We start from the raw sequence: 26,650 nt of genomic DNA on the forward strand, positions 1-26,650 counted from the left end.
CCCGAGTCACTCATTTAGTGGTGCCTATCAGTTGCTGGATGATGTTCAGCACAAATTGCTGGCAATCCACTGCGGTCTGCGGGTCAAAGTCCTGATTGTGTTGATCGGTATTTGACAATATGCGAATGCTGACAAAGGGGAGTTTATAAGCCTCTGCCACTAACGCCGCCGCGGACGTTTCCATTTCTTCGACTGCGGTGCCGAAGGTGTGGTGTAGCCAATTGATACGGTCGAGCTCGCGATTCCATTCATCACCAGTACCTATTATTCCCTTCACAACTTTTCCCTTGGTGTATTGATGTGCTTGGGATAATGCCACCTCCACTAAGGCTGGATCAGCTTTAAAGTGGTTATGCTTGACCACTTCGCCGTGTTCACGCAGGTACATGGTCATATCGAAGTTTTGCCATTGGGTAGGATGAATCCCCTGACCCTTTGGCGTTAACTTGGTGAGATACGAACCCATATTAAAACTGGTTTCACCGATGACGATATCACCGCGATACAACTTAGGGTCATGGCCGCCAGCGGTGCCCTGATTGATGATTAGCTTGGGTCGATAGTGGGCAATGGCCAGTGTGGTCGCAGCCGCTGCATTTGCTAAGCCTATTTCAGTGCGGGAGACCACGACAGGGTGGCCACTCAGTTCACCCTCCCAGAACGTCCATGATCCAAACGTGTTGATTGTGACCTTGCCAAGAGCGGCAATTAAGGTCTCAACTTCAATGTCCATCGCTCCTTGAACCAAAATAGGGGAAATTGTATTGCTGGCTGATACTTGTAGGAGATTTTGCATATTGATGTTTTAAAAAGGGGCGGTGCGGGAATGTTAGCAATCCTCACTTTGTGGAACAAACAAGGGGACTGTGAGTAAATTGTTATGTTCAAGATGATGAGCCGATTGAAATATAAGCATATTTTGATGTTAAAGGCCGTTGCAGTTGTTTTTTAAGAAGATTCAGTAGCGCGCGTCTTAAGGCTAAAAAACGATAAATTAACAAACTAAATAATTCAAAAAACTGTTTTTAGAATATTAGGTTAGTTAATTACGCGAGTGAGTAAGCTTTAATCAGTAGATCATTTTGGTGCAGAGGCTTTTTAAGCCTTTGAGTAGCAATTGATGGTGTTATTCGCCACAGTAAATCGAGGACAATTGCTCAATCATTAAGCTATAAATGCCGCGCAAAGCTACTTTTCCTGTTTTTAAAAAGTGCCAATAAGCAAGGGGGGAGCTCAGGTTATTTAGCTTTGGTTATTGGCGCAAAGGCTATTACCGCAATGAAGCCGAGAGAGGATCTCTTTGGCGTTAGCGTGTTATGTCAAAAATATGAATTGATGATTTTATCGTCGATTTCCTGACGTTAGTTAAGGAGATTATGGTTTATTGTCACTTTATAAAAACATGTCAAATAATCGATCTTTTTCCATGGTAAATCGTTAATTTTGACAGTTTAACGCAAACTTTAATCTTAAACTGCTAAAACTCTGTAATTTAAGGTTTTTATCTTTTTGTATCTCATTGATTAATGGTGTTTATTTGACATTTGCTGGTCATTAAATTGACAGTTTTCTTTAGATAAAACCTCAGCTATATTGCAGATGTCGATACAATTATTGAGGTTTAAATACCATGTTACGTCTACTGACCTATGGCCTCGTTGCCGCTGGCGCTTGGTTTATTTATTTGGATGTTGCCGACTATTTTGGCATGGAGACTTTTGATAAGGCATTAGCTGAGGATGTGCAGCAAAAAGTGGAAGCCCGAAAGGCAAAAGCAGCAGCGGAGCAATATGCACAGCAACTGAAGCAGCAGGTTGATTGCCAAACGACAAAAACATGTACTCAATAATGGCGATGTATCAAGTTTGTTCTTGCTGCGCATAAGTAAGCAACTGATTCGCCACAGTGTCACTGCATCAGAGGGGCAAATAGGATTGTTTGCCCCTCTTTGATTTTAGGTGCTTACCTAAACGACAGATCAGAAATTTTTTTGCTTTGAATGCATTCTATATGCTGCGGGCTTTGGGGATTTAGGACGTGTTGGCGTGTCTGCTATGTTATCGCCTGTTTAGATTGAGTCATGACATCGCACGGACTTTGCTTTGTATAAGTGTCAGTCAAATGCTGCAAAATAACCCTGAAACCTCGCACGCCCTAGTAGTGCTGTTTCATAAAAGTGCAATTAAGGAAAACCTTACTATACTTTTACACTAATCCAACCGTAAATCAGGGATTGTGATCATGGTACACAAGGATGTAGTGACTAAAGATAGTGAAGTCAAATTTTCTGAAGATCTACAGCTCGTTTCCACAACCGATCTTAATGGCGTAATTACCTACGCTAACCCCGGCTTTTGCCAAGTGGCTGGATACCAACTCGATGAAATGATTGGTCAGCATCATAATTTAGTTAGACATCCAGATATGCCGAAAGCTGCCTTTGCCGATTTATGGAAACATTTAAAGCAAGGCAAGCCTTGGCGTGGCATGGTTAAAAACCGTTGTAAAGATGGTAGTTATTATTGGGTCGATGCCTATGTTACCCCCATCTATGATGGGGGCCGGATCTCTGGTTATCAATCAGTCCGTTGTTGCCCTACGCCTGAACATAAAGCGCGTGCTAGCGTGATGTATAAGGAGTTAAGAGCGCTTGAAAACAAGAAAAATAAATTTTGGGGCAATAAGTTACTATCAAATCACCTAGTCAGTTTTCTTTTATTATCCATAGCCATTGTCTGTAGTGTTTGGTGGCTAACCTTACCTCAATCACTCTTAGTGATCTTGCCCTTACTCGCTATCATTGCCTTAAATCGACAGCAATTATTTTTAACGCCTAGATACTTGCAGCGATTAGAGAATGACTACGATAGCATTAGCCGGCTGATTTTTTCTGGTGACGCCCCCCACAGTATTGCAGATTTTCATATCAAACTTGGGCAGGCGCGAATTCGGACTGTTTTAGGAAGAGTTGATGACGCAACCCATTCATTAAAATCTATTGCGGATCAGATTAGTACGTCTATGTCTACCACGAGCAATGATATCACCTCCCAAGATCTACAGATCCAACAAGTTGCTACTGCGGTGACTGAAATGGCATCCGCAGCAGAAGAAATTAATCGTAATATCCAAGCGAGTAATCTACAGATTGAAGAAGCCCGTCGTCATTGTCAGGTGACCAGTCAGCAACTTAAAAATGTTGAAACTGAAGTTGCCTCATTAGCAACCCAAGCTGAACAAGCTTTTGATTCTGCGGTAGCGTTGTCCAGTGAGTCAGAACGAATAGACACTATCATGTCTGAAATACAAGGGATTGCTAATCAAACGAATTTGTTAGCACTCAATGCTGCAATCGAAGCGGCTCGCGCCGGTGAGCAGGGGCGAGGATTTGCAGTTGTTGCCGATGAAGTTCGTAATCTATCTACTCGTACTCATAAAGCGACAGAGCAAATTCAAACGAGCATAGGGCATATTCAGCGTACACTGAATGAATGGAAAGAGTTGATGCATTTGAATGTCGGTAGAACGAATACTTGCCTTTCTAGCACTCGAATTGGAGCGGAATATTTAAATCATATTACGGTTGAAATAGATAAAGTATCTGCTTTTTCCAGCCAAATATCTTCAGCTGCAACTGAGCAACAAGCCGTGATTGAGGATATTAATAGAAATATTAATCTTATTTCATCAATATCCCATGACAATAGTATGAAAGTTGAAGGTGTCAGTGCGACGAGTAAAAATTTATTGAATAGAGCAAATCAACTTAAAAATTTAAGTCAAACATTTGGTTAGCGATAAAAAACAGTTGTTTTTATCGCTAACGAATATGTTTGTATTGTAATTATTGAGATTTAATTGCGGAGTGAATCATGGACAGGACAATAAATGAACGTGTGCATTATGTTCATGCACGACTCCGTAAAAATTTTGACAAATTAACTAGAATCGCAATTGCTATATATGATCAACATACAGATAAAATTAAAACCTTTGTGCATAGTACAGATGGTAAGCCACCGTTGAGTTTATATGAGGCAAAATTGAGCGAAACACCTTCTCTCCAACATATAGTGGAAAGCCGCCAAGCTAGGGTATTAGATAATTTATGTGCTCAACTTATATATAGTTCTGAACATAGTCGAAAAGTGCTTGAGGCGGGCTACGAATCTAGTTATACCGAACCATTGTATTTTAATGATCGTTTTGTTGGTTTTTTATTTTGTAACTCTAAAGAGAGTAGTTATTTTGATGATGCAATACGTGCTGAACTTTCCGCATATGCACAAATCCTAGCAGGTATCATTGCAGTTGAATTTCTTTCTATTCAGACATTTAATGGGGCACTTATTACTGCCAGAGCCTTTGGTCGTTATCGTGATGAAGAAACGGCAAATCATTTACATCGAATGTCTTCATATTCGCGCATCATCGCTAAGACAGTCGCAAAAGAGTTAGGATTAAGTGATGAGGAAGTTGAGTTTATTTATCTATTTTCTGAGTTACATGATATAGGTAAAATCGCCGTGCCAGATGCAATACTATTGAAGCCAGGGAAATTAACCAGTGAAGAATTTGAGGTGATGAAAACTCATACCATTAAAGGTCGAGAGATGATTAATTTGATGATTAATGAGTTTAGTCTCAATGGGATACACCATACGGAGATGTTAAAAAATATTATCAACTACCATCATGAACGTTTCGATGGTAAGGGATACCCTGAGGGATTAAAAGGAGAGGATATTCCGTTAGAAGCAAGAATAGTCACTGTTGCTGATGTTCTGGATGCTTTAACAAGCAAACGACCATATAAAGAGGCATGGTCATTTGAGGATGCATTTGCTTATCTTGAGGATAATGCGGGTCAACAGTTTGATCCTAAGTGTGTCATGGCTGTGCTCAATAATAAGCCTGAATTTCTTACAATTCATAATCAATATGTTGATCTATAAGAAGGTTGTTATTTATTTGTACATTTTCAATGTAACCATACTATCTTCGATTTATTAAAAATAATAAGTTGTGCAAAGTATTTTTATATGTGCAAGCTCAAATCTTTGGTTTTCTTTAGTCTTGGTTCTTAACCATTTCAACCAGTCTTCTGATCGCTAAGATGACTTATGTAGTGAAACCGATGGTCTATAGCGTTTGCATCTCTACATGTTCCCATTTTTACGATGGAATTTACTGAGCGAACATGGCATGCCCGCGGGTCATTTTATCAAAAGCCGCCTCAACTGCTCGACACATGCGATATTTCCGTAGTCAAGTCAGTATTACAAACATAGCTATTAAGCAAATTGTCAGGATTTTATTGTTATCTTTCCCGCCCTGTGTTTTGGCTAGTTGGACTGCGATTGTTTTTCTCCAGAGAGATTCCATGTTGATAAACTGTAAACTGCCCTTAGCAATGTTTATGCTATTCCTAATGTCTATGCCTTCACCTCTATTCGCCGCAGCAGAAATGACCGACAACAAATTAGTGTTTAATCAGCTCTTGTCTACGGCGTTTACAACTGAAAAGACTTGCTATCCGCTTGCAAATTGTCAGTCAACAAAACCACCTATTATGGGATTATCAGCCTTAATTCAGCCTTCCTATACCCAAGTGAATAATCAAGATACTCAAGGTGAACATCGTATTGGCGGCATTATATTTCAACCAGAGCGTGAGCAACGGTCTGTGCAGCAGGCAGAACTTCAACCTGTCACTGTAAGTATTCACTCCATTGATGATTTGATGCTATTTTTTGAATCCCTTAATTACACTGCTGAAAATTTCCATGGGGGGAATAAATCGGTTCCGAGATTAACCTTTGATGCCGTAGGTAAAGGATGGCGGTCGGTATCAGAGCAATTGCCTGTGAAGCAAAAGAAGATGGTGTTTTTTAGATTGATGACCCCCTTAGTATTATTAGCGAATGAAAAAGTGTTACAAGAACGGCTACAGGTAATCTCTGCGCCCCTCAACGACACTGGTTTGGTCGCTTTAGCGATTAAGTACAAAGTTATCAGTAATCCAATACCGTCGTTATCACCGTCCCACAGGCAAGCCCTGCTTGAACGGGTAGATATTTTGCCTCCATCTCTAGTATTGGCCCAGGCGGCAAAGGAAAGTGGTTGGGGGACATCGCGCTTTACACTTGAGGGGAATGCATTGTTTGGTCAGTGGGATTTTAATGGTAATGGTATGGAGCCAAAGCAAAAGCGCCAGGGGATGGGGCAGTATGGGCTGGCGCGATTTGAGACTCCCTTAGCCTCCGTTGAAGGATACTTATTGAATTTAAATACCCATAGTGCTTACCACAAAATGCGTCAGCTTCGTGCCGAATCAAGGCAAGCCAATCAAACAATTACGGGTGTTGCACTTGCTGGTACCTTGGATCGATATTCAGAGCGCGGCTACGCCTATGTTGAGATGATCCAGAAGATGATCCGTACTAATAAGCTCTATCTGGCAGATGAGGCCTATTTAGATAATGATATGCCGTTGCATTTGCTCACAAGAACCCACTAATAATTCATGTTTAAAATGAGATTGGGTTTAGTTGCTCCGCTTGCACACTGTTACAAGCGCCATTTTGTAGATTTAACAATCGTAGAGACGACGATATAAATTAGGGATTGTCAAAGAGAGCGTAGATAGGATGTTGTTGGCGCTCTTTGCATACATAGTCCTAGTATGTGCGGATTTAATCTTAAGGACGATGATGAGAACACTCCAACTTTTGGGATTGATACTTACAATAGCAGGGATAGCTTTGGGCTTTATGATGCTCGCCCCCATTGGTAATGAAACATCTAACGCATCTTTAGGAGCGGCAGGTTTGGGTATCATGTTTCTGTTGTTACCTATGCTGGGATGCTCCGCACTGATGTTGATATTTTCTTCAATTGCATTGTTTAATCATGAGGTCAGAAAGCGTACTTATTTCAGAGGATCTTTTTGGTTAACTCTTTGGAAATGTAATCTAGTGATATCGGCTGGATATACTTCGGTGGTTATTTATGTTGCTTATTTATGGATTAAAACCAACATGAGTAGCTAAAAAGAGCCTATGTTAATATTTCTGTCAGTATTCAACTGACAGCAAGATGATTAGTGCTTAAGGCAGACATTCGGTCGCAAATACTGGCTTGTCGTGACGATAATTAATCAATATTGGATAACGATTAGCTAAGTGTTGAGGAATGAGAGTCATCACCACTTAAGCTAAAAATCAGACGCCCTGATAACCTTAGGCTATCGGGCGTTGCGTAAACGATTACTTTTGCGTTGCGCGGTAGTGGTCGAAGTTTTCGATATAGTCCTCGAGATTGGCGTCGAGCATTTCTTTATAACGCTCCATGTAGTAGTCCATCATTTCTTGTTTTTTGGCCTGCATTTGCTCTTTGTTTTCAAAGCTGGTGGAGCCAAACCAAGCGTTGTAGCGGGCGAGGGCCCACATAAATGAAGCACTGACTTCACCGGTTTGGATTTCAGTGTTTTGGTTTTGCTGGTTAGCGAGCTTAATCAACTCAGTGGCGCGGGCGTAAAAGGCATTTTGGTTATCAGACATCAGCAATTCCTGTTGTTAGGCAAAATGGTTAAAGAAAAAGGGCGCTTGGCTTTACCCTTTTGGCAATTGCTACTAACCCTAAGGCATTTTGCGGCCAAGGGACAGTCATCCATCTCACAGAATCCGTTGATTTCACGTTAAAATGAGTTGTCGAAAGTAAATCTGGGATAGGTGTAACACTTTTCTGATAAACATTGGTAGGTTAACCATTCTAGTAAAGTTAATCCTAATAGGGTTAACGGGCCTGTGTAAGCATCATAGACCAATGTTAGAAGCCCGTGATTGATTCATGCTGTAAAGGGCGTTTTGAGGTTCAGGGATATGAAATGTCTTCTGTTGGCTGTAAAGGCAGTCTCGCTTGAATGAGCCCAATCGATACTTTCAAAACGACCATGGTATTAAAGGGCTCATCGCGTATGCTGGCGAACTTTATCTGCTGTAAGCGTAAGCCCCTATTTTTGCGGGATGGCAAGTGTAGGTTGTTACTGGGGTGTTGCTGAGTGTTACTTGGCCGTAATCGGGCCTTTTGATCCTGCATCGTTATCAATCCACATACTCTCTTTATTCGAGCTGGCATCGGGATAAATGGTGAATTCCACCATACCGTCTTTGAATTTGATGGCTCCACCACTTTGACTGGATTTTACGTGTTTACCGTTAACCCAAACCTGATGTTTATCATCGATTTGAATATTTGCAACCGTTGCTCCTGAGCTGGCTGTTGCTATCCATTGTTGGGCATTGGGAATGATGGCGTCAGCAGCGGCTTTGGGGGAAGCCATTGCTTTGGCATTTTCTTCTTTGGTTTTGTGGATATCGCACCCTTGCATTTCAGACACTTGGGTACAGCCTGAACGCTCAAGTAACTTGCGATACTCATCGTTAATGGCGTGGCTATTTGCGGATAGCAATAGTGCAATACTGGCTGTGAAGATGATTTTAGCGTTCATGTGTTCCCTCGTTGCTATTGAAGTGTGCCTTGTTTATGGCGAATTTAGATGGTTAAGTGTAGTGGGTCTTTAGCCATTTTCTACTCGTGCATGTTGACGTATTGAGATACGATGCTGTTCAGGCAATGCCTTACTCGGAAGATGCGGAGTGAATATAGCGGTTCAATCTTGCATCAAGTAAAGCCCAATAACCCATCAGTTAGTCGCAAAACTCCACATATTTTGGATTAGTCCATCGATTACCTCAAATACCACCATCACTTCAAAAGGTTCGTCGTGTATGCCGCCGATCCGTTCGTGATCCACGACCTTATTGCCAACGACCATACGATTGAGGACTTCGGCATGTAAATGCGGCAAGTTAAAGCGTTCATTTTGATAGAAATCGCGAAATGCGGCTTTACCCCGAATAACGGGCTCTGTGGCGGGTGGACGGTAAATACAAACGTTGTCGCTAAAGAGTGCCACAAAGCTTGCAAGGTCGTGTTGGTTATAGGCAACTAACTGGGCTTGCACTAAGGCTTCGGGTGTCACGCTGTTTACGGTTAAATTGCTCAAGGATGATCCCTTACTGAAACGGGTAAGTTTGAAATGCGTTGCTGTGTTGGATGGGAAAGCGCGTTTGGTGTCATCATATTTATCACCATTAAAGCCTACTTTCCCAATACCGTAGTTTTGTAATACGTAATTTATTCCAATAGTTTAAGTTGTGTTTTACCCCATTGAGTGGCAAAGGGCATGGCTTCTTGAGGGGTTAAGGTAAACTCCTGCTCGCAGCCGTCACCACGGGGCATTTCCCAAAACTTCATTCCAGTTGCCTCAAGAGTCAGTTGATAATAGCCAGAGCCGTCGGAGGTGGGGCATTCTGCGTTTGGCGGGATATCGGCAAACAGCTTTTGCTTTAGCGCTTGTGGTAGCGGAAAACTCATACTCTCCGGCATCGCTTGAGGCTGTTCATTTTCGATAAACCATTGCCATGGATGGAAAGGTTTTCCATCTGCAAGCGAGAAGCTGACAAACTCTTGGCTGATCCCATTGGCACCATAACCCGCTGCCCAGCGATACAAGCGCACACTAAGCCAATGCTGATTAAGGAAAATGGGTTCTGCAAAGGTTTCGTCAGCCACAAAGCTGCCCATTTGAGCCAACATTCTGCGGCGAGTCTCAAAGGTTTGTGCCAGCTGTGCATCATCGGTGAGCTTTCTCTCAAGCCAGTGATTAATTGCCGAAATGCCTTTTTGTGGGCCGTTAAATTCGATACTAACATCAGTGCCAAAGGTCAGCGGACGGTATTCAATGGTATGAAAAGCTTGCCATTTTCCGCGGCTCAGTGAAGGTTTGGTTTCAAGCGGCAGATTGTAGGCATCGGCGCTGCAATCATCATTGTTATCTGGGCTGATTTGCCGCTCAAGTTGTATTGGCAGTGACTTGCTGGCGCTGTCTTTAAACCACTGGCCATTCAGTGTTTGTGGTGTTGCGGTATCAAACTGCCAGTTTCCGGTGTTGTTTTCTTCTTTCCAGATGCCGTCTTGCAGCTCGAGTCGAATTGGGGTGAGGTATTTTTGATAGTAATAACTGCCGGTGCCATATTGGTTAAAGCAGACTCTGATCTTGCTTTTACCCAGTTGTCCCAGCCAAACGCCTGTGAGTTCATCGGCGGCAAACGTGCTGAGTGGCAGTGTAGTGGTAAGTAATAGGCTTGAGGACAATAGCGTTAGTAACTTCCGTGTATGCATACTTTTTCTCTTAAAAGATAATAGGTTATGGTTTACGTGTTGGTTATAAAAAAGTCGCCCTAAGGCGACTCTTAACGGTTTCGAGCTCGATAAACGGTAGGCTCACCGTTTATCGCATCAAAAGGCCTGTTATTCAACCTGCCAATCGATTTGTTCGCCAGCGCGAATTGGCACGACATTGTTGTCGCCAAGTGGGTAACTGACGGGCACATCCCAAGATTTTTTCACCAGGGTGATGGTATCGCTGTTGCGAGGCAGATTGTAAAAATCTGGGCCATTGAAGCTGGCAAAGGCTTCTAATTTATCCAGTGCATTGACTGATTCAAAGGCTTCGGCGTACAGCTCAATGGCGGCATGGGCAGTATAAGAACCCGCGCAGCCACAGGCGGCCTCTTTGCGGTCTTTTGCGTGTGGCGCCGAGTCGGTACCGAGGAAGAACTTCTTATTGCCACTGGCTGCGGCGCCTAACAGCGCTTGCTGGTGGGTATTGCGCTTTAAAATCGGCAGGCAATAGAAGTGCGGACGAATACCGCCAGCCAACATATGGTTGCGGTTATAAAGTAAATGGTGCGCGGTGATTGTGGCGGCCACGTTGTCAGAGGCTTGAGTCACAAAATCGACTGCATCCTTAGTGGTGATATGCTCGAGAACGATTTTAAGCTTCGGGAAATCGGCCACGATCTTGCTGAGGATATTCTCAATAAACACGCGCTCACGGTCGAAAATATCAATCGATGAATCAGTCACTTCACCATGCACTAGGAACAACATGCCCACTTCTTGCATCGCTTCGAGGGCGGGGTAGATGTTCTTCAAATCGGTGACGCCAGAATCCGAGTTGGTGGTCGCGCCTGCGGGATAGAGCTTAGCTGCAACGATTTTGCCTGAGGCTTTAGCTTTACGGATTTCCTCTGGGCTGGTTTTGTCGGTGAGATACAACACCATTAAGGGTTCAAATTGCGAGCCGACTGGCACCTGTGCCTTGATACGATCGTAATAAGCCAGGGCGGTTTCGGTATCGATGGCGGGAGGAACTAGGTTAGGCATGACGATAGCGCGGCCCATATAGCGGCTGATATCGCGAACCGTATCTGTTAATTGGGCGCCATCTCTTAGGTGAATATGCCAGTCGTCAGGACGCGTAATAGTGAGTGTTTTCATAGGGCGATTCATCTTATTGGATATGTCTGCTGCGAGGGTGGCAGGATCTTATGTGGCAAGGTTTTAGCTGTAAAGGGAAACTCCGTCATTTGGCGAATAAAAGTGTTAGCGCATGTTGAGCGACTGCCAGCTTGTTCTTTGCTGAGTACCGTACACCTACAAGCAGCCTTTTCTCATATCGAGCGGACACTTTTGTGAAATTTAGGCGGACACTTTTAGTTCTCAACTGTGGTGTCCGCGGACACTTTTATCTCAAATGTTATTTAAGTTATTGAAAATAGATGCTTTAATGGGATTGGCATAGGCATTGCTATTACTGGATATCGATTTTTAATAGTGTCCGTAGCGATGGGCATATCCAGCCCTCCGACAGGGAAGCGAGAAACGCCATGATTAAAGATACCAGCGGCCAAGATACTCTCCTTGCGCCATCAAACGCTAAACGTCTTAAGGTGCCCTTGATTATTGGCGGCTGCACCTTATTAGTGAGCGCCTTAGTGTGGGCCAGTTTCAGTAGCGATAATGTGAGCAAATCCATTAGCCGTAGTGAGTTAACCACTGCGACTTTATATGTAGGTACGCTGACTCGGGATATCGCGACTACAGGTAAAATCGTCGCGGCCAATGCGCCGATCCTCTACAGCACTGAAGAAGGGACAGTGACGCTACTGAGCAATCCTGGCGATACGGTTAATAAAGGCGATGTGGTAGCCAAGCTAGATAGTCCAAGACTGACCAATCAATTAGAACAGGCGAAATCCTTATTAGCGGGTTTGGAGGGCGCTCTTGAGCGTGCCAAGCTGGACGCTAGACGCAACCAATTACAAGTCAACCAAACCTTAGATATGGCCAAGGTCGATCTCGAGGCGGCCGAGCGTGAACGTCGCCGTGGTGAGCAGCTTATTCAAAGTCAGCTGATTGGGCAGATTGACTATGAAAAGGGCAAAGATGATCTGCATAAAGCCAAGCTTAAATTTGAGCATGCGTTGCAAGACGCTGCATTAACTAAGGATACCTTGACCTTTGAAGTAAAGAATAAAGCGCTTGAAGTTGAACGCCAGCAGTTAGCGGTAGGTGAATTAGAGCGCCAAGTTGAAGCCTTAAATATTAAAGCGCCGGTTGGCGGCATTATTGGCAACTGGCTGACAGAGCAAAAAACGCGTTTGAGTGCCAATCAACCGATTCTAACTGTGGTCGATTTAAGTGCCTATGAGGCCGAGCTTGCGGTGCCTGAGTCTTACGCTGATGAACTTGGACTTGGCATGGAGGTTGAGCTGAGCTTTGGCGAAGTCAAACTCATGGGCAAGTTATCCTCGATTTCTCCCGAAGTGCGTAACCGTGAAGTGACCGCAAGAGTGCAATTTGCCCAGAGCGAAAGCCTTAAGCTGCGCCAAAACCAACGCATTTCTGCCCGAGTGCTACTCGAACATCGGGAAAATGTGTTGATGGTCAAACGTGGTGCCTTTATGACCAGCGGTGGCGGGGAGGAGGCTTATCAAGTCGAAGGCGATATCGCTACCCGCCGCCAGATTAAACTTGGTAGCACCAGTATGAGCCAGGTGGAAGTGATTGAAGGCGGTAACGCGGGTGACGAATGGGTGATCTCGAGTGTTGAGCCCTTCAACCATGCGGAACAGGTTAAGATGCATTGATGTTGTGTGGTAAAAATAGTTATTAATCAAGTTGATGGATTGGAAATAGCCATGGTTAAAAATACTTCGGCGATAAGTAAATAGGAGCCAATAATGAGTCATAAAAATGTTGATATCAGTGTGTTGATGTCCTCCAAGCTGTTTGGCGTATTCGCTTTGGCCCTGTTAGTTGTGGCGGTAGAGCTGGGGATTGGAGAGGCTAATAGTTGGTTTTTTCTTGGCTTAAATATTTTGGAATGGACCAATCCCTTAGACGAAATGCGCCAGATTGGTGATGTCTCGATGGAAAGTGTGAGCTTGATATTCTCTTGCCTAAATGGGCTGTTCGGTAAGTTGAGTGAGTTCATTATGAGTGCTTTTCTGGGCTGATAAGTGGCTTAATCTGCTTTGTTTTCTACATGCTCAAGTTACATTGAAGTCCCGCGCGTTTTATAAGCCGTTTACGCGCAAAGATAAAAATTAATTAAGGAAATTAAAATGTTATCAATGAAAAATATCAGTAAAGTTTTTAAAACGGACTTAGTAGAAACCCACGCCCTGCGGGATTTCAACCTTGAGGTAAACGAGGGCGAGTTTGTGGCGGTCACAGGCCCTTCGGGTTCAGGCAAAACCACCTTCTTAAATATTGCTGGCTTGCTCGAAGGCTTCACCCATGGGGATTATTTTTTAGATGGGATTAATGTCTCCAACCTCAGTGATAACAAGAGTGCTGCCGTACGCAATGAGAAGATTGGCTTTATCTTCCAAGGCTTTAACTTGATCCCCGATCTTAACCTCGCGGAAAACATTGAAGTACCGCTGCGCTACCGTGGTTTTAGTGCCAAGGAGCGTAAACGCCGTGTGGAGCAAGCATTAGAGCAAGTGGGCTTAGGTGCGCGGATGAAGCATTTGCCGACTCAATTATCCGGCGGTCAACAGCAAAGGGTAGCGATTGCCCGTGCTTTAGCGGGGGAACCCCGTTTTCTGCTCGCCGACGAACCTACGGGTAACCTCGACAGCTTAATGGCCCGCCAAGTGATGGAATTATTAGAGAATATTAACCAATCTGGCACCACCATCATCATGGTGACCCACGATCCTGAACTGGCTCGCCGTGCCCAGCGCAATATTCAAATTGTCGATGGACAAGTCTGCGACTTTACCATGTATCAACCCAATGCGGCCCGCAGTGCAAGCCACGGCAGTGTCGATAAACTGGTTGCTAACGCCCAAGGCTAGGAGCGGTTATGTTCTTCTATTACTTAGATTTAGCTTGGCGTAGCATTAAAAAAACGCCCATGTTGTCGGCATTGATGATCATGGCGATTTCCATCGGCATAGGCATCACGATTACCACTCTTAACATTTACAAAATGATGTCCACTAACCCTGCGGGTGAGAAGTCCAGCCAGTTGTTTGCGGTGCAACTGTGGAGCCAAGGTCCAGATGCCTGGGATCGCTTCGATCAACAGATCACCTATCAAGACGGGATGAACTTACTTAAGAGTGATATTCCGAGCCTGCAAACCCCCATGTTTCGCACTGGCGGCGCGGTGCAAACCGAAGATCCGGCTTTTTTACCTGTACTGCAATCTCGGGTTAGGGTGACCAATAACGACTTTTTCCCACTGTTTGGACTTGAGTTTCAATACGGTCAGGCATGGGATGACAGCGTCGATAAAGATGCTCGCTACGAAGTGGTACTGACCGATGAGCTGAATAAGACGCTGTTTGCGGGCCAAAATAGTGTCGGCAAGACAATTTATTTCAATGCTAAGCCTTATCAGGTGGTTGGCGTGCTTAAGCCTTGGGCGCCGAGTCCAAACTATTATGACCTTAACAACGGCGCCTTTGGCAATGTGGATACCTTGTTTGTGCCCTACAGCTTAGCGCCGATTGAGGAATATGGCAGTTGGGGAAATACCAATGGCTGGAACTATGAGAGCATCAACAACTACGCGCAGCGTTTAACCTCCGAAAAGCATTGGACACAATTTTGGGTGCAACTCGATACGCCTGAACAAGTCGCTGAGTACCGTCAGTGGGTTCGCCAATATATTGAACAACAAAAGAAATTAGGTCGCTTTAGCTCACCTAAGGCCGATGTGCAATTGTCCGATATTGACCAATGGCTAGCCATTAATAAAGTGGTGCCAGAGGATAACAAGGTGCTGGTGGGCCTCAGTGCACTCTTCCTCATTGTTTGCTTAGTCAATATGTTAGGTCTGTTGCTGTCTAAGTTTTTACGCCGAGCTCCCGAAATTGGCGTGCGCCGCGCCATCGGCGCCAGCCAAGGGCAGATCTTTGCCCAACATATGGTGGAAGTGTCTTTGATGGGACTATTCGGTGGCTTACTCGGCTTGGCTTGGGCTTGGGGCTCACTTGCGTTGCTCACAAAGAAGTTTCAACTTGAGGCTTCGATTACTCATCTCGATGCCAGCATGTGGCTCATTGCGCCTGTTATTGCCATTTTTGCAGCGATTGTGGCGGGTATTTATCCTGCGTGGCGTGTGTGTACCACTAACCCAAGTGTTTATCTTAAGAGCCAATAATCGGGGGCAATATGTTACATATCAAACCTATTCTCAGCAGTTTATTACGCAGTAAAAGCGGCCCCTTACTACTGTTATTACAGATTATTTTGTCTGTGGCTATCGTCGCTAATGCCAGTTTTATTATCGCCGAACGATTAAATTTAATGGCGCGTGAGTCGGGGATTGTTGAAAGTGAAGTCTTTGATTTCAGCATTTATCATTTTGATAAATCAACAGATTTAGTAGCGCAGGATAAACGAGATTTAGAGATCATTCGTGCGATCCCTGGCGTTATCGATGTTGCACCTACCTCTATGGCTCCCCTGAGCGGCGGCGGTTGGTCGAGTAACTTTACCCTAGGGCCTGAGGAGCGCGCTAAATCTACGCCCAATACCGGCATGTATATGAGTGATGAGCATTTTATCGACTCCTTAGGGCTGAAGTTAGTCGAGGGACGTAACTTCTATCCCCAGGAAATCACCACAGAGTTGCTGGAAGATGGGGGCAAGATGATAGTCACTAAAGCCTTTGTCGATAAGGTGTGGCCGAATGAATCAGCGCTTGGCAAGAGCGTATATATGGGCACACAGCACTTTGTGGTGATTGGAGTGCTGGAGCGCTTACAAACGGCATGGGTTGATAATAGTAACCTTGAGTTTAGTTCTGTGTTGTCGGTGAATTATCCCGCTGACTATAAACGTTATTTAGTAAGAGCTAAGCCAGCTGATATTGAGCGCTTAAAAGAGGTCATCCCCGAAGCCCTGCATAAAGAATATCCTAGCCGGGTAGTCGAAGGCTTTACAACCATGAGCGAGCGCCGTATCGAGGCATATCGTGACCATGAATTAATGGCAACCGTACTGACCATGATGGTGGTATTGCTGTTGTTGATTACCTCACTTGGGGTGACAGGGATGGTGATGTTCAATATCCAGCGTCGCACTAAGCAGATTGGCACTCGCCGTGCGTTAGGTGCTAAAAAGCGCGATATTATCAGCTACTTCCTAGTGGAAAACTATCTGCTATGTCTGTTAGGTGGCACTTTGGGTGTGCTGTTAGCGATTCAGTTAGGCCAGCAATTGATGAGCCTGTATAGCTTACCTATGCTGGCGCTTTCCTATCCATTATTCACCGTTGTTGGATTATTTGTGGTGACCACCCTTGCGGTGTACTTACCTGCACGCAAAGCTGCCAAGATATCTCCGGCGACAGCGACGCGTACTGTGTAACATAAGCTGAGCGGCATAAAGTGCGATAACAGTAGGATGTTATTGCACTTTTTGTTACTTTAAGGTTAATAGTTTTACTCGGGACATACTTTGCCACATGGACACAATTCTGATTGTCGACGATAACCACGCCATCTGCCAGGCCTTAGGCTTAATGCTGGAGATCAATGGTTATCAGGTGTTAACTTGCCATACACCAGATGATGCCCTTGGTCTGATCGCGACCCATGATATTGATCTTGTTATCCAAGATATGAACTTCACCCGCGATACCACCTCTGGGGAAGAAGGGCGGCAGTTGTTTTATGCATTGCGTGATAGGCAGCCGGATTTGCCGATCATTTTAATGACGGCTTGGACGCAGCTCGAAACCGCTGTTGAGTTGGTTAAAGCCGGCGCCGCTGATTACATGGGCAAACCGTGGGATGATGCTAAATTACTAAACAGCATTACGAATTTAATTGCTCTCTATAAGCTTGCACGTACAAATCATCAGCTCGAGCGAGTTAATTCACAACGCCAAGTCGCGATTGCCGATGCGGATCTGTGCGGGATTGTTTTTGGTAGTGGTGCGATGCAGCGTTGTATTGACTTAGCCTTACAACTGGCACGCTCCGATGTATCTGTATTGATCACAGGCCCTAACGGTGCCGGTAAAGATAAGCTTGCCGATATTATCCATGCCAATTCTCCCTTAAAAAACAAACCCTTTATTAAGGTGAATGTGGGGGCTTTGCCAATGGAGTTGCTCGAAGCCGAACTCTTTGGTGCCGAGGCGGGGGCGTTTACGGGGGCTAACAAGGCGCGCATTGGTCGTTTTGAAGCGGCCGATGGTGGCACCTTATTTTTAGATGAAATTGGCAATTTACCGCTCTCTGGCCAAGTGAAATTATTGCGGGTATTACAAACCGGGGAGTTTGAACGTTTAGGCAGCCATAAAACCCTAAAGGTGAAGGTGAGGGTGATCAGTGCGACCAATGCCGATCTTGCCCAAGATATTGCCGAGGGGCGTTTCCGTGAGGACTTATTCTACCGCTTAAATGTGATTGAATTGGCCTTACCGCCACTGAATCAGCGTATTGACGATATTTTGCCCTTAGTGAAACATTTTGTCGGTGAGGGTTTTAGTTTGAGTAAACCCGCCCAACAGGCGCTATTACAGCATCGTTGGCCGGGGAATGTGCGCGAGCTAGAAAATGCATGTAAACGTGCGGCGCTATTGGCGCAAAGTCGAGTGTTAACCGAAGCTGATTTTGGTTTACCGCCAGTCAATGTTAACAACACTCACACGATAAATACGATGACGTTTGGGCGAACCATAACCGAAGTTGCCCCGATTGAATCACAGATAAAAGTTGCCAATCAAGACGTGTCCGCTCAACTGGATTCCAGCGACACTATGGATGTTAGCCGTGAGCAGATTGAAATGGCCTTAAGACAGCACAAGGGCGTGATTGCGCGAGTAGCTAAATCCCTTGGCCTAAGTAGGCAAGCCCTGTATCGCCGCATGGATAAGTTTGGTCTAGAAAAATAGTCATAGCTCTATAAACATTGAGTCTTAGGTGGAGTTTTAGGTGCAACTGCGAACAAAATTAATCATTTATTCAACTGTTTGTTGCGCCTTAGGAGTGCTATTGACCCTAGGTGCTGTGAGCTATCGCCCGTCTATCTCGTCAGTTGAAGTGCCAGCTCCCATCAAGCTCCCCGCAATTAATATACCTCCCATCGATGTAGATAAGCTTCAAGAAAACGTCGAAGCGGCAATTAAAAATAACGAGAAATTACAACAAGCGTTGCCATTACAGGAGCGTTTAAGGGCCGAGCAGATTAAGCATGAGCTGCAAAAGTTAGAGCAGCTCAAGCAAGAACAATTGCAAATTAAGCTTTTTAAACTCGAGCAGCTTAAAGAGGGGCTTTTTAGTCCTTCAGCCCATCCTGATGTGCCGCCCACAGCTCCTCCAGCAGAACCTATCTCGCTGCCTAAGTTGACGTTAGCGCAAGGGACAGACCAAGGGCTACCAATCACCGAATGGTTATTCATATTATTGTTTACCTGTGGTATTTGCGCCTTAGGTGTGGCTCGGTTTACCCGCCATTTAGCTCGTAGCCTCAATGCCTTAGAGGTTGGCTTACTCAACTTTAACGATAATGACTTTAGCGTCAGCATTCCGGCAAATGGTGAGGGCCAGCTTAAGGCATTGGCTGAGCTATTTAATGATTCGGCAGCTAAGCTGCGCCAGGAGCGGCAGTATATTTATCAGCGCGAATTGCTGCTGGATAAAGTGATTCAAAGCTCACCTAACGTGATGCTGCTGTTTAACGATCACCAAAAACTCATGTATGCCAACGATGCGGCGCGGCATCTTTTCCATATTAAAGGCAAAATGGAAGGCTTGAGCCTCGACGAACTGCTGCAAGACTTACCCGATGCCCTTGCCTTGGCCCTTAAGCAGGAAAAGAGCGGCCTGTTTACCATGGGTGAGGATGATACTGAGACTTGGTATCTGAGTCGTGGCCAATTTTTATTGAATAACCAACAACATAACTTGATATTGCTCAAGCAGATGACCCGTGAGCTTAATCGTCAGGAAGTGGCGGTGTGGAAGAAGGTGATCCGTATTATCAGCCATGAGCTAAATAATTCTGTCGCGCCCATTGCTTCTATGGTGAATTCGGGGCGTTTACTGACGAAAGATCTCGATAATCCAAAGCTTAAACTGATATTCGACACTATAGAGAGTCGCACGAATCACTTAAGTCAGTTTATTTTCAATTATGCTCGCTTTGCTAAACTGCCTTTACCGCAGCGACGTCAAGTCGCGTGGCAGCAGCTTATCGAACATTTAACCCAGCATTATCCTTTTACTTTAGCCAATGAATTACCCGCTGAAATGGGCTATTTCGATCAAGGACAAATGGAGCAAGTTCTGCTAAACCTGCTGAAAAATGCCCATGAATCAGGTTCCGATCCCGATGAGGTCACGCTTACCATTCGCTTTCAAACGCTGGTTGATGGCACAGGCTTTATTATCAAGATTGAGGATCGTGGTAGTGGCATGTCCGAGGAAGTGTTAGAGCAAGCCCTATTGCCCTTTTACTCAACCAAGCAATCGGGTACTGGCTTAGGCTTACCACTTTGCCGCGAAATCATTGAGGCCCATGAAGGCAGCATTAGTATGCATAATCGCACCGATGGCGGGCTGTCAGTACAACTCTGGTTACCGCAATAATCTGCGTTTGAGAGTGTATCAAGAGTTTTCATTGCTCATTCTAACGTATTACCCAAATGGGCTATTTTGCGGTTTTTACCTTAGCTTTTTGGGCTAATTTAGGTCTCAGTCTAATGACTAGCATTCTTCAATCCTGTTAACCTTCCTTTAATAAAAATAAGCGTGAAATGTTACATGCACAACATGGCAAAGTGTGCATTTTACGCTATCGCTGTATCTGAAGGTTTGAGCATTGTAGGTAAGGAGGGACCTGTGAAATCGTTAATTCAGCGGTTGTTGTTCAGTATTTTGTGTCCATTCTTGTTTATAAGCGCTCCTGGCGCGTTAGCCGATGATGATATTGAAATCAGTGGGCTTGTGATAGATAGAACCTTAACGCGTTTTGGTAAGGATTTTGGGTTTTACTATTCAAGTTATTGGCGCGAATTGCCGTTTACTCAAGGGTTTAACGTGACCTTGTATGAGACGGTGTTTCCGCAGGCCGGAACCGTTTTAACCTTAGAAGTGAATGGAACTCGTATTTATACCACGCACTTTGGTCGTCGGGCGAACCCGATTAAGGAGAGCGCAGAGCAGGCTATTTTGTTGACGATTGATTACTTAGCTCAAGTCAGGGCTAATGCGATTACGGGTGATTTTTCAGGAACATCGGACGATTTGTAGGATAACAATAATGACATTCAGGACGTTACTTTCTCTTGCTGTGTTTTGCATAGCTCACACCAGCCAAGCAACCGAATTAATCTATACCCCCGTCAACCCAAGCTTTGGGGGCAATCCTGCGAATGGCTCCTTTTTACTCAATAAAGCGCAGGCTCAAAACGATAATAAAGCCAGCTCGACCGAGAAGGACTTTGTTACCCGTTTTAAGGAGTCATTGGAACGTAACATCATTAACTCCATCACCCGCGGCGTTGCTGATGGTGAGATCAAAGATGGGGTGTACGATACTGGCGATTTTCGTATCGAAGTCGCCTCTACTGGCACCGGAGTGATGTTAACCATCACTAACATCGAAACCGGCGAAGTGACGGTGATTGAAATGCCAACTTTTGGAGGCGGAAACTAATGGCACGTTCCATCTTTATCGCTTCTATGCTGCTGAGTATGTCCGCCTGTAGCTTGATCCCAAAGCCTGACTTAAATATTACTCCTGCTCAAGTTAATCCAATGAGTGAGGTGATGAAGGAGCTACAGAGTCAGCCTGGACCAAAATTTCCGATCCCAGTTGCGGTATATTCATTCCGAGACCAAACCGGGCAATATAAACCTCAAGCTAACGTCAGCTCATTTTCAACTGCGGTCACTCAAGGGGCAACATCGATGCTGATGCAAACCTTGATTGACTCTAAATGGTTTACGCCCGTTGAGCGTGAAGGCCTGCAAAATTTATTAACCGAGCGCAAGATCAGTAATAAGCAAAACGGCTCAAAGGGCGATGATATCCCCGTGTTATCGACGGCGAGATTGCTATTAGAAGGTGGCATTATCAGTTACGAGACCAACACCAGTACAGGCGGTACAGGGGTTGAGTATTATGGTATCGGCGCCTCGGAAATGTACCGTGAGGATTTAGTGACTATCTATCTGCGCGCTGTCGATGTACACACGGGCAAAGTGATGATGTCTGTATCTACGAGTAAAAGGGTACTTTCGCAGGAAATGCGTGCAGGCCTGTTCCGTTATACCAGTTTGAATCGTTTGGCCGAAGCCGAAGTCGGTTTTACCACCAATGAACCAGTGCAGTTTTGTGTACTACAAGCCATTGAGTTAGCAGTCGCTGAGCTTATCGAAAAGGGTGTAAAACAAGGTTATTGGAGTGCTTCGCAGTTGTCGCAACCTATAGAAAAACAACCTGAATTAAGCCAAAGCTGATTATACTAATCGTATTAAATATCTGTTCATTCAGTTAAACATCGCCACAATCGAGCCAGATATAAGTCTGGCTCGATTGCTTTTAGGTTTAGTCGGCCCGTAACGCCTTCCAAAACAGCGCAAAGCTGGCATCACGATAATGTTTATCTCTGCCCAATTCGGGATTATCGATAAAAAATCGCGTGGCTGCTAAGTATTGTCCGTGGCAATTTTCAAGCATTAATTCAATGGGATAGTGGGCAATTAATCCCATTAGCTGCCCTTTTTTTATCAACTGGGCGATAAACCCTAAGATGCTATTCATTGCTTGTTCGCGGATAGAAGCCGCAATCATAGGTGACATTGAATATTGCTGAAAAAATAATTGCTTGATTGGATTATCAATCGACCAGTCAATCGCGCTCTGCCAGAGGATTTCTGCATGCTCTTTAAGATCGCTCCCTTCTTTGATATTTAACAATAATGCATTAGCAAACTCTTGTTTAATCGTGAGAAACAGGCTTTCCATCAACACTTCTTTGGTTGGGAAATGATGAAACAGTGTGCCTGTCGCTACGCCAGCCTGCTTGGCAATTGAAGCGGTCGAGGTGGCATGAAAGCCTTGGCTGACAAATAACGATAAGGCGGTATCGAGTATCGCCTGACGTTTATCTGTCATGGGCTTAGTATCTGTATCTGTTGGTAATAAGCTCGACATAACCACTCCTAAGCGGCCCGTATTAGCGTAAAAACAGCTTCATCAACATACGTTGGATAAAAGTGCCATAGGGTGGATGGACAAATTTACCCGTGTTAAAGCGCCCACGGCTTAGCACGGTTTTGGCGTGGCTAAAGGTGAGGAACCCTTCTTTACCATGATAATGCCCCATACCAGATGGGCCTATGCCGCCAAAGGGCGCATCATCGGCTGCTACATGGAATACCGTTTCATTGATACAAACACCGCCAGAGTGAGTTTGCTTGAGGATTTTTTGTTGGCTCGCTTCATCAAAACTCATCACATAGAGCGCTAAGGGTCTGGCGCGACGGTTTACGTAGCTAATGGCTTCATCTAAAGAGTCGTAACCGATAACGGGTAATAGCGGCCCAAAGATTTCCTCTTGCATCAATAGCATATCTTCAGTGGTATTAGTAATCAGCTGAGTGGCGAGTTTACGATTCTGGCTGTCTATTGCTTCATTTGAGGCAGAGATAATCTTGGCACCTTTGGTTTTGGCATCCTCAAGTACAGCCAATAAACGATCAAATTGGCGGGCATTAATAATGCTGCCGTAGTCCTTATTTTGGGCAATTGCGCCGTACATGGCTTGGAATTTTGCTTGATAGGCTTGAATAAAATCGCTCACTTTAGCGTTAGGGCAAAGCACATAATCAGGCGCTACACAGATTTGTCCAGCATTCAAACACTTACCATAAATCATTCGTTCTACCGCTATCTCTAGTGGCATATCGGGGGCGATAATTACTGGCGATTTACCTCCGAGTTCAAGGGTAACGGGGGTGAGATTATTGGCCGCGGCGCGCATCACATGGCGGCCAACCGTGGTTGAGCCAGTAAATAGGAGATGATCGAAGGGCAGTGCTGAAAACTGCGCCGCGACATCAGCTTCACCTTCTACAACGGCAACATGGGATTCATCAAATACTTCGGCTAGCAACTGTTTGATAACGCTATTGGTTGCTGGAGTAAATTCCGAAAGTTTGAGCATGGCGTGATTGCCTGCTGCAACGGCCGTGACTAATGGTCCGATGGAGAGCATGACGGGGAAGTTCCAAGGCACGATTATCCCAATCACCCCGAGTGGTTGGTAATGTACTTTTACTTGGGCGGGGGCGAGTAGGATGCCCGCATGACGGCGGCTTGGCTTGAGCCATTTCTTCAGGTTTTTCAGGCTGTAATTAATGTTATTGACCACGGGCATAATGTCGGAAATCAAGCTGTCGTCGACCGATCTGTGGCCATAATCCTGTGATAGAGCCTCGACGAGCGGCTGTTGGAATTTCAGTAAGGCGGCTTTAAGGCGGATTAAGCGTTCTTTACGGATGGCGTAATCGGGATTGGGGGCTGCCAAGTAACTTGCACGTTGGCGCTGGAGTAACTCGGTGAGTGGCGAGATTTTTGCTGGGTCTGTTGCCATATTCATTGTGATCCCTCGGGTGCAAGCCTTAAGCTTTGGAAGCGATTTGTGGTGTATAAAAACAAACCGACTGATTAGTCGGTTTATCCTAGCGAACAGCGTGAGCATACGCAAGTGTTCTGGTGCTTTTATGAGCAAGATCACGGCCTGTTATGGGCTTAACTTCTACACTTAAAAGGTAGTTTGTTAGACAAGGAGTAGGTATGACTTTGTTAAAGCATGGTATTTCTGTTGGTATTGAGCGTTATGGCGACGATGATTTTTTTGTTGCCTTTAAAGCGGTTGGTACCTTAACTCATCAAGATTATGAGGTGATGGTGCCCGTGCTCGAGGCCGCGTTAGCAGGGGTAAAAGATCCCGATATTTATGCCTTAGTCGATGTGACTGAGCTCGAAGGTTGGGAACTTCAAGCCGCTTGGGACGATCTAAAACTAGGGGTTAAGCATGTTCGTCACTTTGAACGGATTGCTATTGTCGGTAAAACGACTCTACAGGAGGTGATGGCAAAGCTGGCAAACTGGTTTACTCCGGCCGAGGTTAAGTTTTTTGTCGACAAACTGGATGCCATTACTTGGCTCAAAGATGAGCTTCACGATGACTAGCCATTAAGGAGAACAGATTATGCGTTCAGGTCAAATACTCTGGCCCACAGATTTTTCGGAAACTGCGGCCCATGCGCTACGTTATGCTATTGAAATGGCAAATCTATACCATGTAGGGCTAAAGATTTTACACGTTGTTGAGCAACCTATTGGTGATGAAAACTTTATGATTTTAGCTATTACCCCTGAGGAGCTCGCTAAAAGCATGGAGGAGGCCGCAGCAACTAAAATGCAGGCGTTACTCGAGGGACTCAAGACCGAATTACCGATTACAACACTTATTCGCCGAGGCGATCCCGTCGATCAAATCCTCGAGGAGGCGAATGGTAAGGATGTGGGTATGGTGGTGATTGCTAGCCATGGACGAACCGGAATTTCGCACTTTTTACATACGAATGTTGCCGAAGCTGTTGCCAATGGCGCGGCATGCCCTGTATTGGTAGTGAAATAGTCTGTATTGGGTAGATAACAGGGCGCTAAGGCGCCCTTTGTTTTTGATTGTTAAAGCATAATTAATTTTACGGCCTAGCTGCTTGTCTCGAGTTACTGCGATAAAATACAGATTATAAGCAATGCCATTTGCCCTAATATGGGGCGCAACAACCTAAGTGATGGATAAAATTATGCGTACTCAAGAAGTGTTATGCCCTACGGATTTTTCGGCAACTGCCGCCCATGCGCTTAATTATGCGGTTGAAATGGCTAATCTATATCACGTAGATATCCGTTTGCTGCATGTTGTCAGCCCTGCAAGAAGTGCCCATTGTTATGGTATTGCGGTAGATACTCCCGCGACACTTGAGCAACAGTTAGCCGAGTTTGTGGAGACAAAAATGCAGAGTCTACAGCTGCAAATGCAGCAGGGATTAGCGGCTGGACTAAAGATTAAATGTATTGTTCGTCATGGTGATGCGAGCGAAGAGATTTTAGCTGAGTCAGCCGATGCGGGTATGATTGTGATTGCAAGCCATGGCAGCAGCGGCTTAGTGGATTTTTTAAAGCACCATGTGAGTCAAGATATTGTTAGATTGGCGAAATGCCCAGTATTAGTAGTTAAGTAGTTAAGTAGTTAAGTAGTTAAGTAGTTAAGTAGTTAAGTAGTTAAGTAGTTAAGTAGTTAACTTATAAAGGATCTTGCTTGAGTTTTGATTGATCCACAATGGTATTTGAGGCTTCAGCTTCATTCTCTAGGGACATGAGTTGCCGATATTTTTCTTGTAAGGCGATCAGTGTCCCATCTTCGGTAATTTGTTTTAACCCAAGGTTAAAGTCGTCACGGATTTGCTCGCTTAAAAACGCAAATTTATACTCAGTCGGTGGAAAAATGCGATGACATACCGCCACCTGTTTACTCTCTACTTCGGTGAGTTTTCCCTCAATAAATGCCTGTCTAAGATAGTAAGTGAAAATGTTCTTATCCATAACCACTACATCAGCCCTGTGTTTCATCAACATGTAAACCTGCTGTATTTGCCGAGCTTGTTCTTGGTAACTAGGATTAGCTTTAGTCATTTGAGTAAATTCATCACCTAAGAAGCTTGCTGCACGTTGAAAGGAAACGACTTTTTTATCCGTTAAGTCTTTAATACTATTAATCGAAAAGTTATTTTTCTCTAGGCTGATTGCGCAATTTTGATAACGAATCGCCACATTAGAGTAGAAAACGTTTTCGATCATGCCTTCTTTTACGTTGATTATGCCGTCAAGTTTGCCCTCCCTAAGTTCATGGAAAGTGCGTGCTAAAGGCAAATATTCAATATTGGCGGTATGCCCTTTGACTGCAAGTGCTTGATACAGCAAATCGAGTTCTAGGCCGCTATCAGATTCTTGGATGACATAGGGAGGAATGGAGAGGCTCACGCCAATTTTCAGTTCCGCCGCTTGGATTAATTGGGGATACAATAATGCAATTACTGCTAGCAATGGGTAGCGAATACAGGTCATTCTAGAGACGCAGGAAATATGGTTAGTTTGTTTCATTACGCACTGTTACCTTTCGCAC

Annotated in this window: 27 protein-coding genes; 18 read left to right on the forward strand and 9 right to left on the reverse strand. The window is 44.7% G+C overall.

The genetic code is table 11. The features are described from left to right. Positions 1–10 precede the first annotated feature (10 nt). The gene (locus tag HG547_RS07035) at positions 11–796 is read right to left on the reverse strand and encodes a 5'-methylthioadenosine/S-adenosylhomocysteine nucleosidase (RefSeq protein ID WP_169547424.1); all 786 of its coding nucleotides are present in this window, start codon (positions 794–796) and stop codon (positions 11–13) included. Positions 797–1,630: 834 nt separating this feature from the next. On the opposite strand from HG547_RS07035, the gene HG547_RS07040 reads away from it, so the two are divergent. The 5 genes from HG547_RS07040 (at position 1,631) to HG547_RS07060 (ending at position 7,052) form a co-directional block, all read left to right on the forward strand. Continuing rightward, positions 1,631–1,849 carry a hypothetical protein gene (locus HG547_RS07040; RefSeq protein ID WP_037421608.1) on the forward strand — a complete coding sequence of 73 codons (219 nt, stop codon included), beginning with the start codon at positions 1,631–1,633 and terminating at the stop codon, positions 1,847–1,849. A 410-nt stretch (positions 1,850–2,259) separates the two neighbouring features. Continuing rightward, complete coding sequence (locus HG547_RS07045) at positions 2,260–3,795, forward strand: PAS domain-containing methyl-accepting chemotaxis protein (RefSeq protein ID WP_211164575.1); 1,536 nt, start codon at positions 2,260–2,262, stop codon at positions 3,793–3,795. Positions 3,796–3,872: 77 nt separating this feature from the next. Beyond that, positions 3,873–4,955 carry an HD domain-containing phosphohydrolase gene (locus HG547_RS07050; protein WP_169547426.1) on the forward strand — a complete coding sequence of 361 codons (1,083 nt, stop codon included), beginning with the start codon at positions 3,873–3,875 and terminating at the stop codon, positions 4,953–4,955. A gap of 428 nt (positions 4,956–5,383) precedes the next feature. Continuing rightward, positions 5,384–6,520 (forward strand): glucosaminidase domain-containing protein, encoded by a 1,137-nt coding sequence (locus HG547_RS07055; RefSeq protein ID WP_224020997.1) that lies wholly within the window; start codon positions 5,384–5,386, stop codon positions 6,518–6,520. Positions 6,521–6,713: 193 nt separating this feature from the next. Further along, entirely contained in the window at positions 6,714–7,052 is a 339-nt protein-coding gene (locus tag HG547_RS07060) for a hypothetical protein (RefSeq protein WP_047540620.1), read from the forward strand. Between the two features lie 216 nt (positions 7,053–7,268). Here HG547_RS07060 and HG547_RS07065 read toward each other — a convergent pair whose 3' ends face one another. The 5 genes from HG547_RS07065 to pyrC form a co-directional block, all read right to left on the reverse strand. Further along, positions 7,269–7,562: a DUF3144 domain-containing protein gene (locus tag HG547_RS07065; RefSeq protein ID WP_037428416.1), complete on the reverse strand. Its 294-nt coding sequence runs from the start codon at positions 7,560–7,562 to the stop codon at positions 7,269–7,271. A gap of 503 nt (positions 7,563–8,065) precedes the next feature. Beyond that, positions 8,066–8,512: a hypothetical protein gene (locus tag HG547_RS07070; RefSeq protein ID WP_069453393.1), complete on the reverse strand. Its 447-nt coding sequence runs from the start codon at positions 8,510–8,512 to the stop codon at positions 8,066–8,068. A 195-nt stretch (positions 8,513–8,707) separates the two neighbouring features. Beyond that, positions 8,708–9,070: a nuclear transport factor 2 family protein gene (locus HG547_RS07075; protein ID WP_169547427.1), complete on the reverse strand. Its 363-nt coding sequence runs from the start codon at positions 9,068–9,070 to the stop codon at positions 8,708–8,710. A gap of 131 nt (positions 9,071–9,201) precedes the next feature. Next, positions 9,202–10,248, reverse strand: coding sequence for a hypothetical protein (locus HG547_RS07080; protein ID WP_169547428.1), 1,047 nt, complete (start codon positions 10,246–10,248; stop codon positions 9,202–9,204). Between the two features lie 129 nt (positions 10,249–10,377). After that, entirely contained in the window at positions 10,378–11,409 is a 1,032-nt protein-coding gene (gene pyrC / locus HG547_RS07085) for a dihydroorotase (protein ID WP_099456899.1), read from the reverse strand. A 389-nt stretch (positions 11,410–11,798) separates the two neighbouring features. Between pyrC and HG547_RS07090 the strand changes: the two genes are divergently transcribed. The 10 genes from HG547_RS07090 (at position 11,799) to HG547_RS07135 (ending at position 21,908) form a co-directional block, all read left to right on the forward strand. Then, a complete protein-coding gene (locus HG547_RS07090; RefSeq protein WP_055647007.1) occupies positions 11,799–13,061 on the forward strand; it encodes an HlyD family efflux transporter periplasmic adaptor subunit in 1,263 nt (420 codons plus the stop codon). 93 nt (positions 13,062–13,154) lie between these two features. Continuing rightward, a complete protein-coding gene (locus HG547_RS07095) occupies positions 13,155–13,430 on the forward strand; it encodes a hypothetical protein (protein WP_169547429.1) in 276 nt (91 codons plus the stop codon). A gap of 108 nt (positions 13,431–13,538) precedes the next feature. Next, a complete protein-coding gene (locus HG547_RS07100; protein ID WP_011621658.1) occupies positions 13,539–14,279 on the forward strand; it encodes an ABC transporter ATP-binding protein in 741 nt (246 codons plus the stop codon). Between the two features lie 8 nt (positions 14,280–14,287). After that, complete coding sequence (locus tag HG547_RS07105) at positions 14,288–15,592, forward strand: ABC transporter permease (protein ID WP_037428404.1); 1,305 nt, start codon at positions 14,288–14,290, stop codon at positions 15,590–15,592. A gap of 11 nt (positions 15,593–15,603) precedes the next feature. Next, on the forward strand, positions 15,604–16,803 hold the full coding sequence (locus HG547_RS07110) for an FtsX-like permease family protein (RefSeq protein ID WP_037421576.1): 1,200 nt from the start codon (positions 15,604–15,606) through the stop codon (positions 16,801–16,803). 97 nt (positions 16,804–16,900) lie between these two features. Continuing rightward, positions 16,901–18,337, forward strand: a complete 1,437-nt coding sequence (locus tag HG547_RS07115; RefSeq protein ID WP_169547430.1) for a sigma-54 dependent transcriptional regulator — start codon at positions 16,901–16,903, stop codon at positions 18,335–18,337. A 40-nt stretch (positions 18,338–18,377) separates the two neighbouring features. Continuing rightward, complete coding sequence (locus tag HG547_RS07120) at positions 18,378–20,033, forward strand: ATP-binding protein (RefSeq protein WP_169547431.1); 1,656 nt, start codon at positions 18,378–18,380, stop codon at positions 20,031–20,033. Between the two features lie 252 nt (positions 20,034–20,285). Next, a complete protein-coding gene (locus tag HG547_RS07125; protein ID WP_037421568.1) occupies positions 20,286–20,696 on the forward strand; it encodes a curli production assembly/transport protein CsgE in 411 nt (136 codons plus the stop codon). A gap of 10 nt (positions 20,697–20,706) precedes the next feature. Then, positions 20,707–21,102, forward strand: coding sequence for a curli assembly protein CsgF (locus HG547_RS07130; protein ID WP_037421565.1), 396 nt, complete (start codon positions 20,707–20,709; stop codon positions 21,100–21,102). Further along, positions 21,102–21,908, forward strand: a complete 807-nt coding sequence (locus tag HG547_RS07135; protein WP_037421563.1) for a CsgG/HfaB family protein — start codon at positions 21,102–21,104, stop codon at positions 21,906–21,908. The genes HG547_RS07130 and HG547_RS07135 overlap by 1 nt, the downstream gene beginning before the upstream one ends. Positions 21,909–21,996: 88 nt before the next feature. Here the strand turns inward: HG547_RS07135 and HG547_RS07140 are convergent, their stop codons facing one another. Together HG547_RS07140 and HG547_RS07145 are read right to left on the reverse strand one after the other, a co-directional pair. Beyond that, positions 21,997–22,605, reverse strand: a complete 609-nt coding sequence (locus HG547_RS07140; protein WP_037421559.1) for a TetR/AcrR family transcriptional regulator — start codon at positions 22,603–22,605, stop codon at positions 21,997–21,999. A gap of 22 nt (positions 22,606–22,627) precedes the next feature. Then, complete coding sequence (locus tag HG547_RS07145) at positions 22,628–24,052, reverse strand: coniferyl aldehyde dehydrogenase (protein WP_169547432.1); 1,425 nt, start codon at positions 24,050–24,052, stop codon at positions 22,628–22,630. 197 nt (positions 24,053–24,249) lie between these two features. Here HG547_RS07145 and HG547_RS07150 point away from each other — a divergent pair, with 197 nt between their 5' ends. The 3 genes from HG547_RS07150 (at position 24,250) to HG547_RS07160 (ending at position 25,709) form a co-directional block, all read left to right on the forward strand. Then, the gene (locus HG547_RS07150) at positions 24,250–24,648 is read left to right on the forward strand and encodes an STAS/SEC14 domain-containing protein (RefSeq protein ID WP_169547433.1); all 399 of its coding nucleotides are present in this window, start codon (positions 24,250–24,252) and stop codon (positions 24,646–24,648) included. A gap of 19 nt (positions 24,649–24,667) precedes the next feature. Continuing rightward, positions 24,668–25,099 carry a universal stress protein gene (locus tag HG547_RS07155; RefSeq protein ID WP_047538365.1) on the forward strand — a complete coding sequence of 144 codons (432 nt, stop codon included), beginning with the start codon at positions 24,668–24,670 and terminating at the stop codon, positions 25,097–25,099. A gap of 172 nt (positions 25,100–25,271) precedes the next feature. Next, on the forward strand, positions 25,272–25,709 hold the full coding sequence (locus HG547_RS07160) for a universal stress protein (protein ID WP_055647015.1): 438 nt from the start codon (positions 25,272–25,274) through the stop codon (positions 25,707–25,709). A gap of 61 nt (positions 25,710–25,770) precedes the next feature. Here the strand turns inward: HG547_RS07160 and HG547_RS07165 are convergent, their stop codons facing one another. After that, positions 25,771–26,592 carry a transporter substrate-binding domain-containing protein gene (locus tag HG547_RS07165; protein ID WP_239000516.1) on the reverse strand — a complete coding sequence of 274 codons (822 nt, stop codon included), beginning with the start codon at positions 26,590–26,592 and terminating at the stop codon, positions 25,771–25,773. Between the last annotated feature and the right edge of the window lie 58 nt (positions 26,593–26,650).

Source organism: Shewanella sp. DNRA4, from assembly GCF_012843185.1.
GTDB lineage: Bacteria > Pseudomonadota > Gammaproteobacteria > Enterobacterales > Shewanellaceae > Shewanella > Shewanella xiamenensis.

Coding starts and splice junctions, on each gene's coding strand:
- HG547_RS07035 (WP_169547424.1), bottom strand. CDS start 796: ATGCAAAATCTCCTACAAGTATCAGCCAGCAATACAATTTCCCCTATT.
- HG547_RS07040 (WP_037421608.1), top strand. CDS start 1,631: ATGTTACGTCTACTGACCTATGGCCTCGTTGCCGCTGGCGCTTGGTTT.
- HG547_RS07050 (WP_169547426.1), top strand. CDS start 3,873: ATGGACAGGACAATAAATGAACGTGTGCATTATGTTCATGCACGACTC.
- HG547_RS07055 (WP_224020997.1), top strand. CDS start 5,384: ATGTTGATAAACTGTAAACTGCCCTTAGCAATGTTTATGCTATTCCTA.
- HG547_RS07060 (WP_047540620.1), top strand. CDS start 6,714: ATGAGAACACTCCAACTTTTGGGATTGATACTTACAATAGCAGGGATA.
- HG547_RS07065 (WP_037428416.1), bottom strand. CDS start 7,562: ATGTCTGATAACCAAAATGCCTTTTACGCCCGCGCCACTGAGTTGATT.
- HG547_RS07070 (WP_069453393.1), bottom strand. CDS start 8,512: ATGAACGCTAAAATCATCTTCACAGCCAGTATTGCACTATTGCTATCC.
- HG547_RS07080 (WP_169547428.1), bottom strand. CDS start 10,248: ATGCATACACGGAAGTTACTAACGCTATTGTCCTCAAGCCTATTACTT.
- pyrC (WP_099456899.1), bottom strand. CDS start 11,409: ATGAAAACACTCACTATTACGCGTCCTGACGACTGGCATATTCACCTA.
- HG547_RS07090 (WP_055647007.1), top strand. CDS start 11,799: ATGATTAAAGATACCAGCGGCCAAGATACTCTCCTTGCGCCATCAAAC.
- HG547_RS07095 (WP_169547429.1), top strand. CDS start 13,155: ATGAGTCATAAAAATGTTGATATCAGTGTGTTGATGTCCTCCAAGCTG.
- HG547_RS07100 (WP_011621658.1), top strand. CDS start 13,539: ATGTTATCAATGAAAAATATCAGTAAAGTTTTTAAAACGGACTTAGTA.
- HG547_RS07105 (WP_037428404.1), top strand. CDS start 14,288: ATGTTCTTCTATTACTTAGATTTAGCTTGGCGTAGCATTAAAAAAACG.
- HG547_RS07110 (WP_037421576.1), top strand. CDS start 15,604: ATGTTACATATCAAACCTATTCTCAGCAGTTTATTACGCAGTAAAAGC.
- HG547_RS07115 (WP_169547430.1), top strand. CDS start 16,901: ATGGACACAATTCTGATTGTCGACGATAACCACGCCATCTGCCAGGCC.
- HG547_RS07130 (WP_037421565.1), top strand. CDS start 20,707: ATGACATTCAGGACGTTACTTTCTCTTGCTGTGTTTTGCATAGCTCAC.
- HG547_RS07135 (WP_037421563.1), top strand. CDS start 21,102: ATGGCACGTTCCATCTTTATCGCTTCTATGCTGCTGAGTATGTCCGCC.
- HG547_RS07140 (WP_037421559.1), bottom strand. CDS start 22,605: ATGTCGAGCTTATTACCAACAGATACAGATACTAAGCCCATGACAGAT.
- HG547_RS07145 (WP_169547432.1), bottom strand. CDS start 24,052: ATGAATATGGCAACAGACCCAGCAAAAATCTCGCCACTCACCGAGTTA.
- HG547_RS07150 (WP_169547433.1), top strand. CDS start 24,250: ATGACTTTGTTAAAGCATGGTATTTCTGTTGGTATTGAGCGTTATGGC.
- HG547_RS07155 (WP_047538365.1), top strand. CDS start 24,668: ATGCGTTCAGGTCAAATACTCTGGCCCACAGATTTTTCGGAAACTGCG.
- HG547_RS07160 (WP_055647015.1), top strand. CDS start 25,272: ATGCGTACTCAAGAAGTGTTATGCCCTACGGATTTTTCGGCAACTGCC.
- HG547_RS07165 (WP_239000516.1), bottom strand. CDS start 26,592: ATGACCTGTATTCGCTACCCATTGCTAGCAGTAATTGCATTATTGTAT.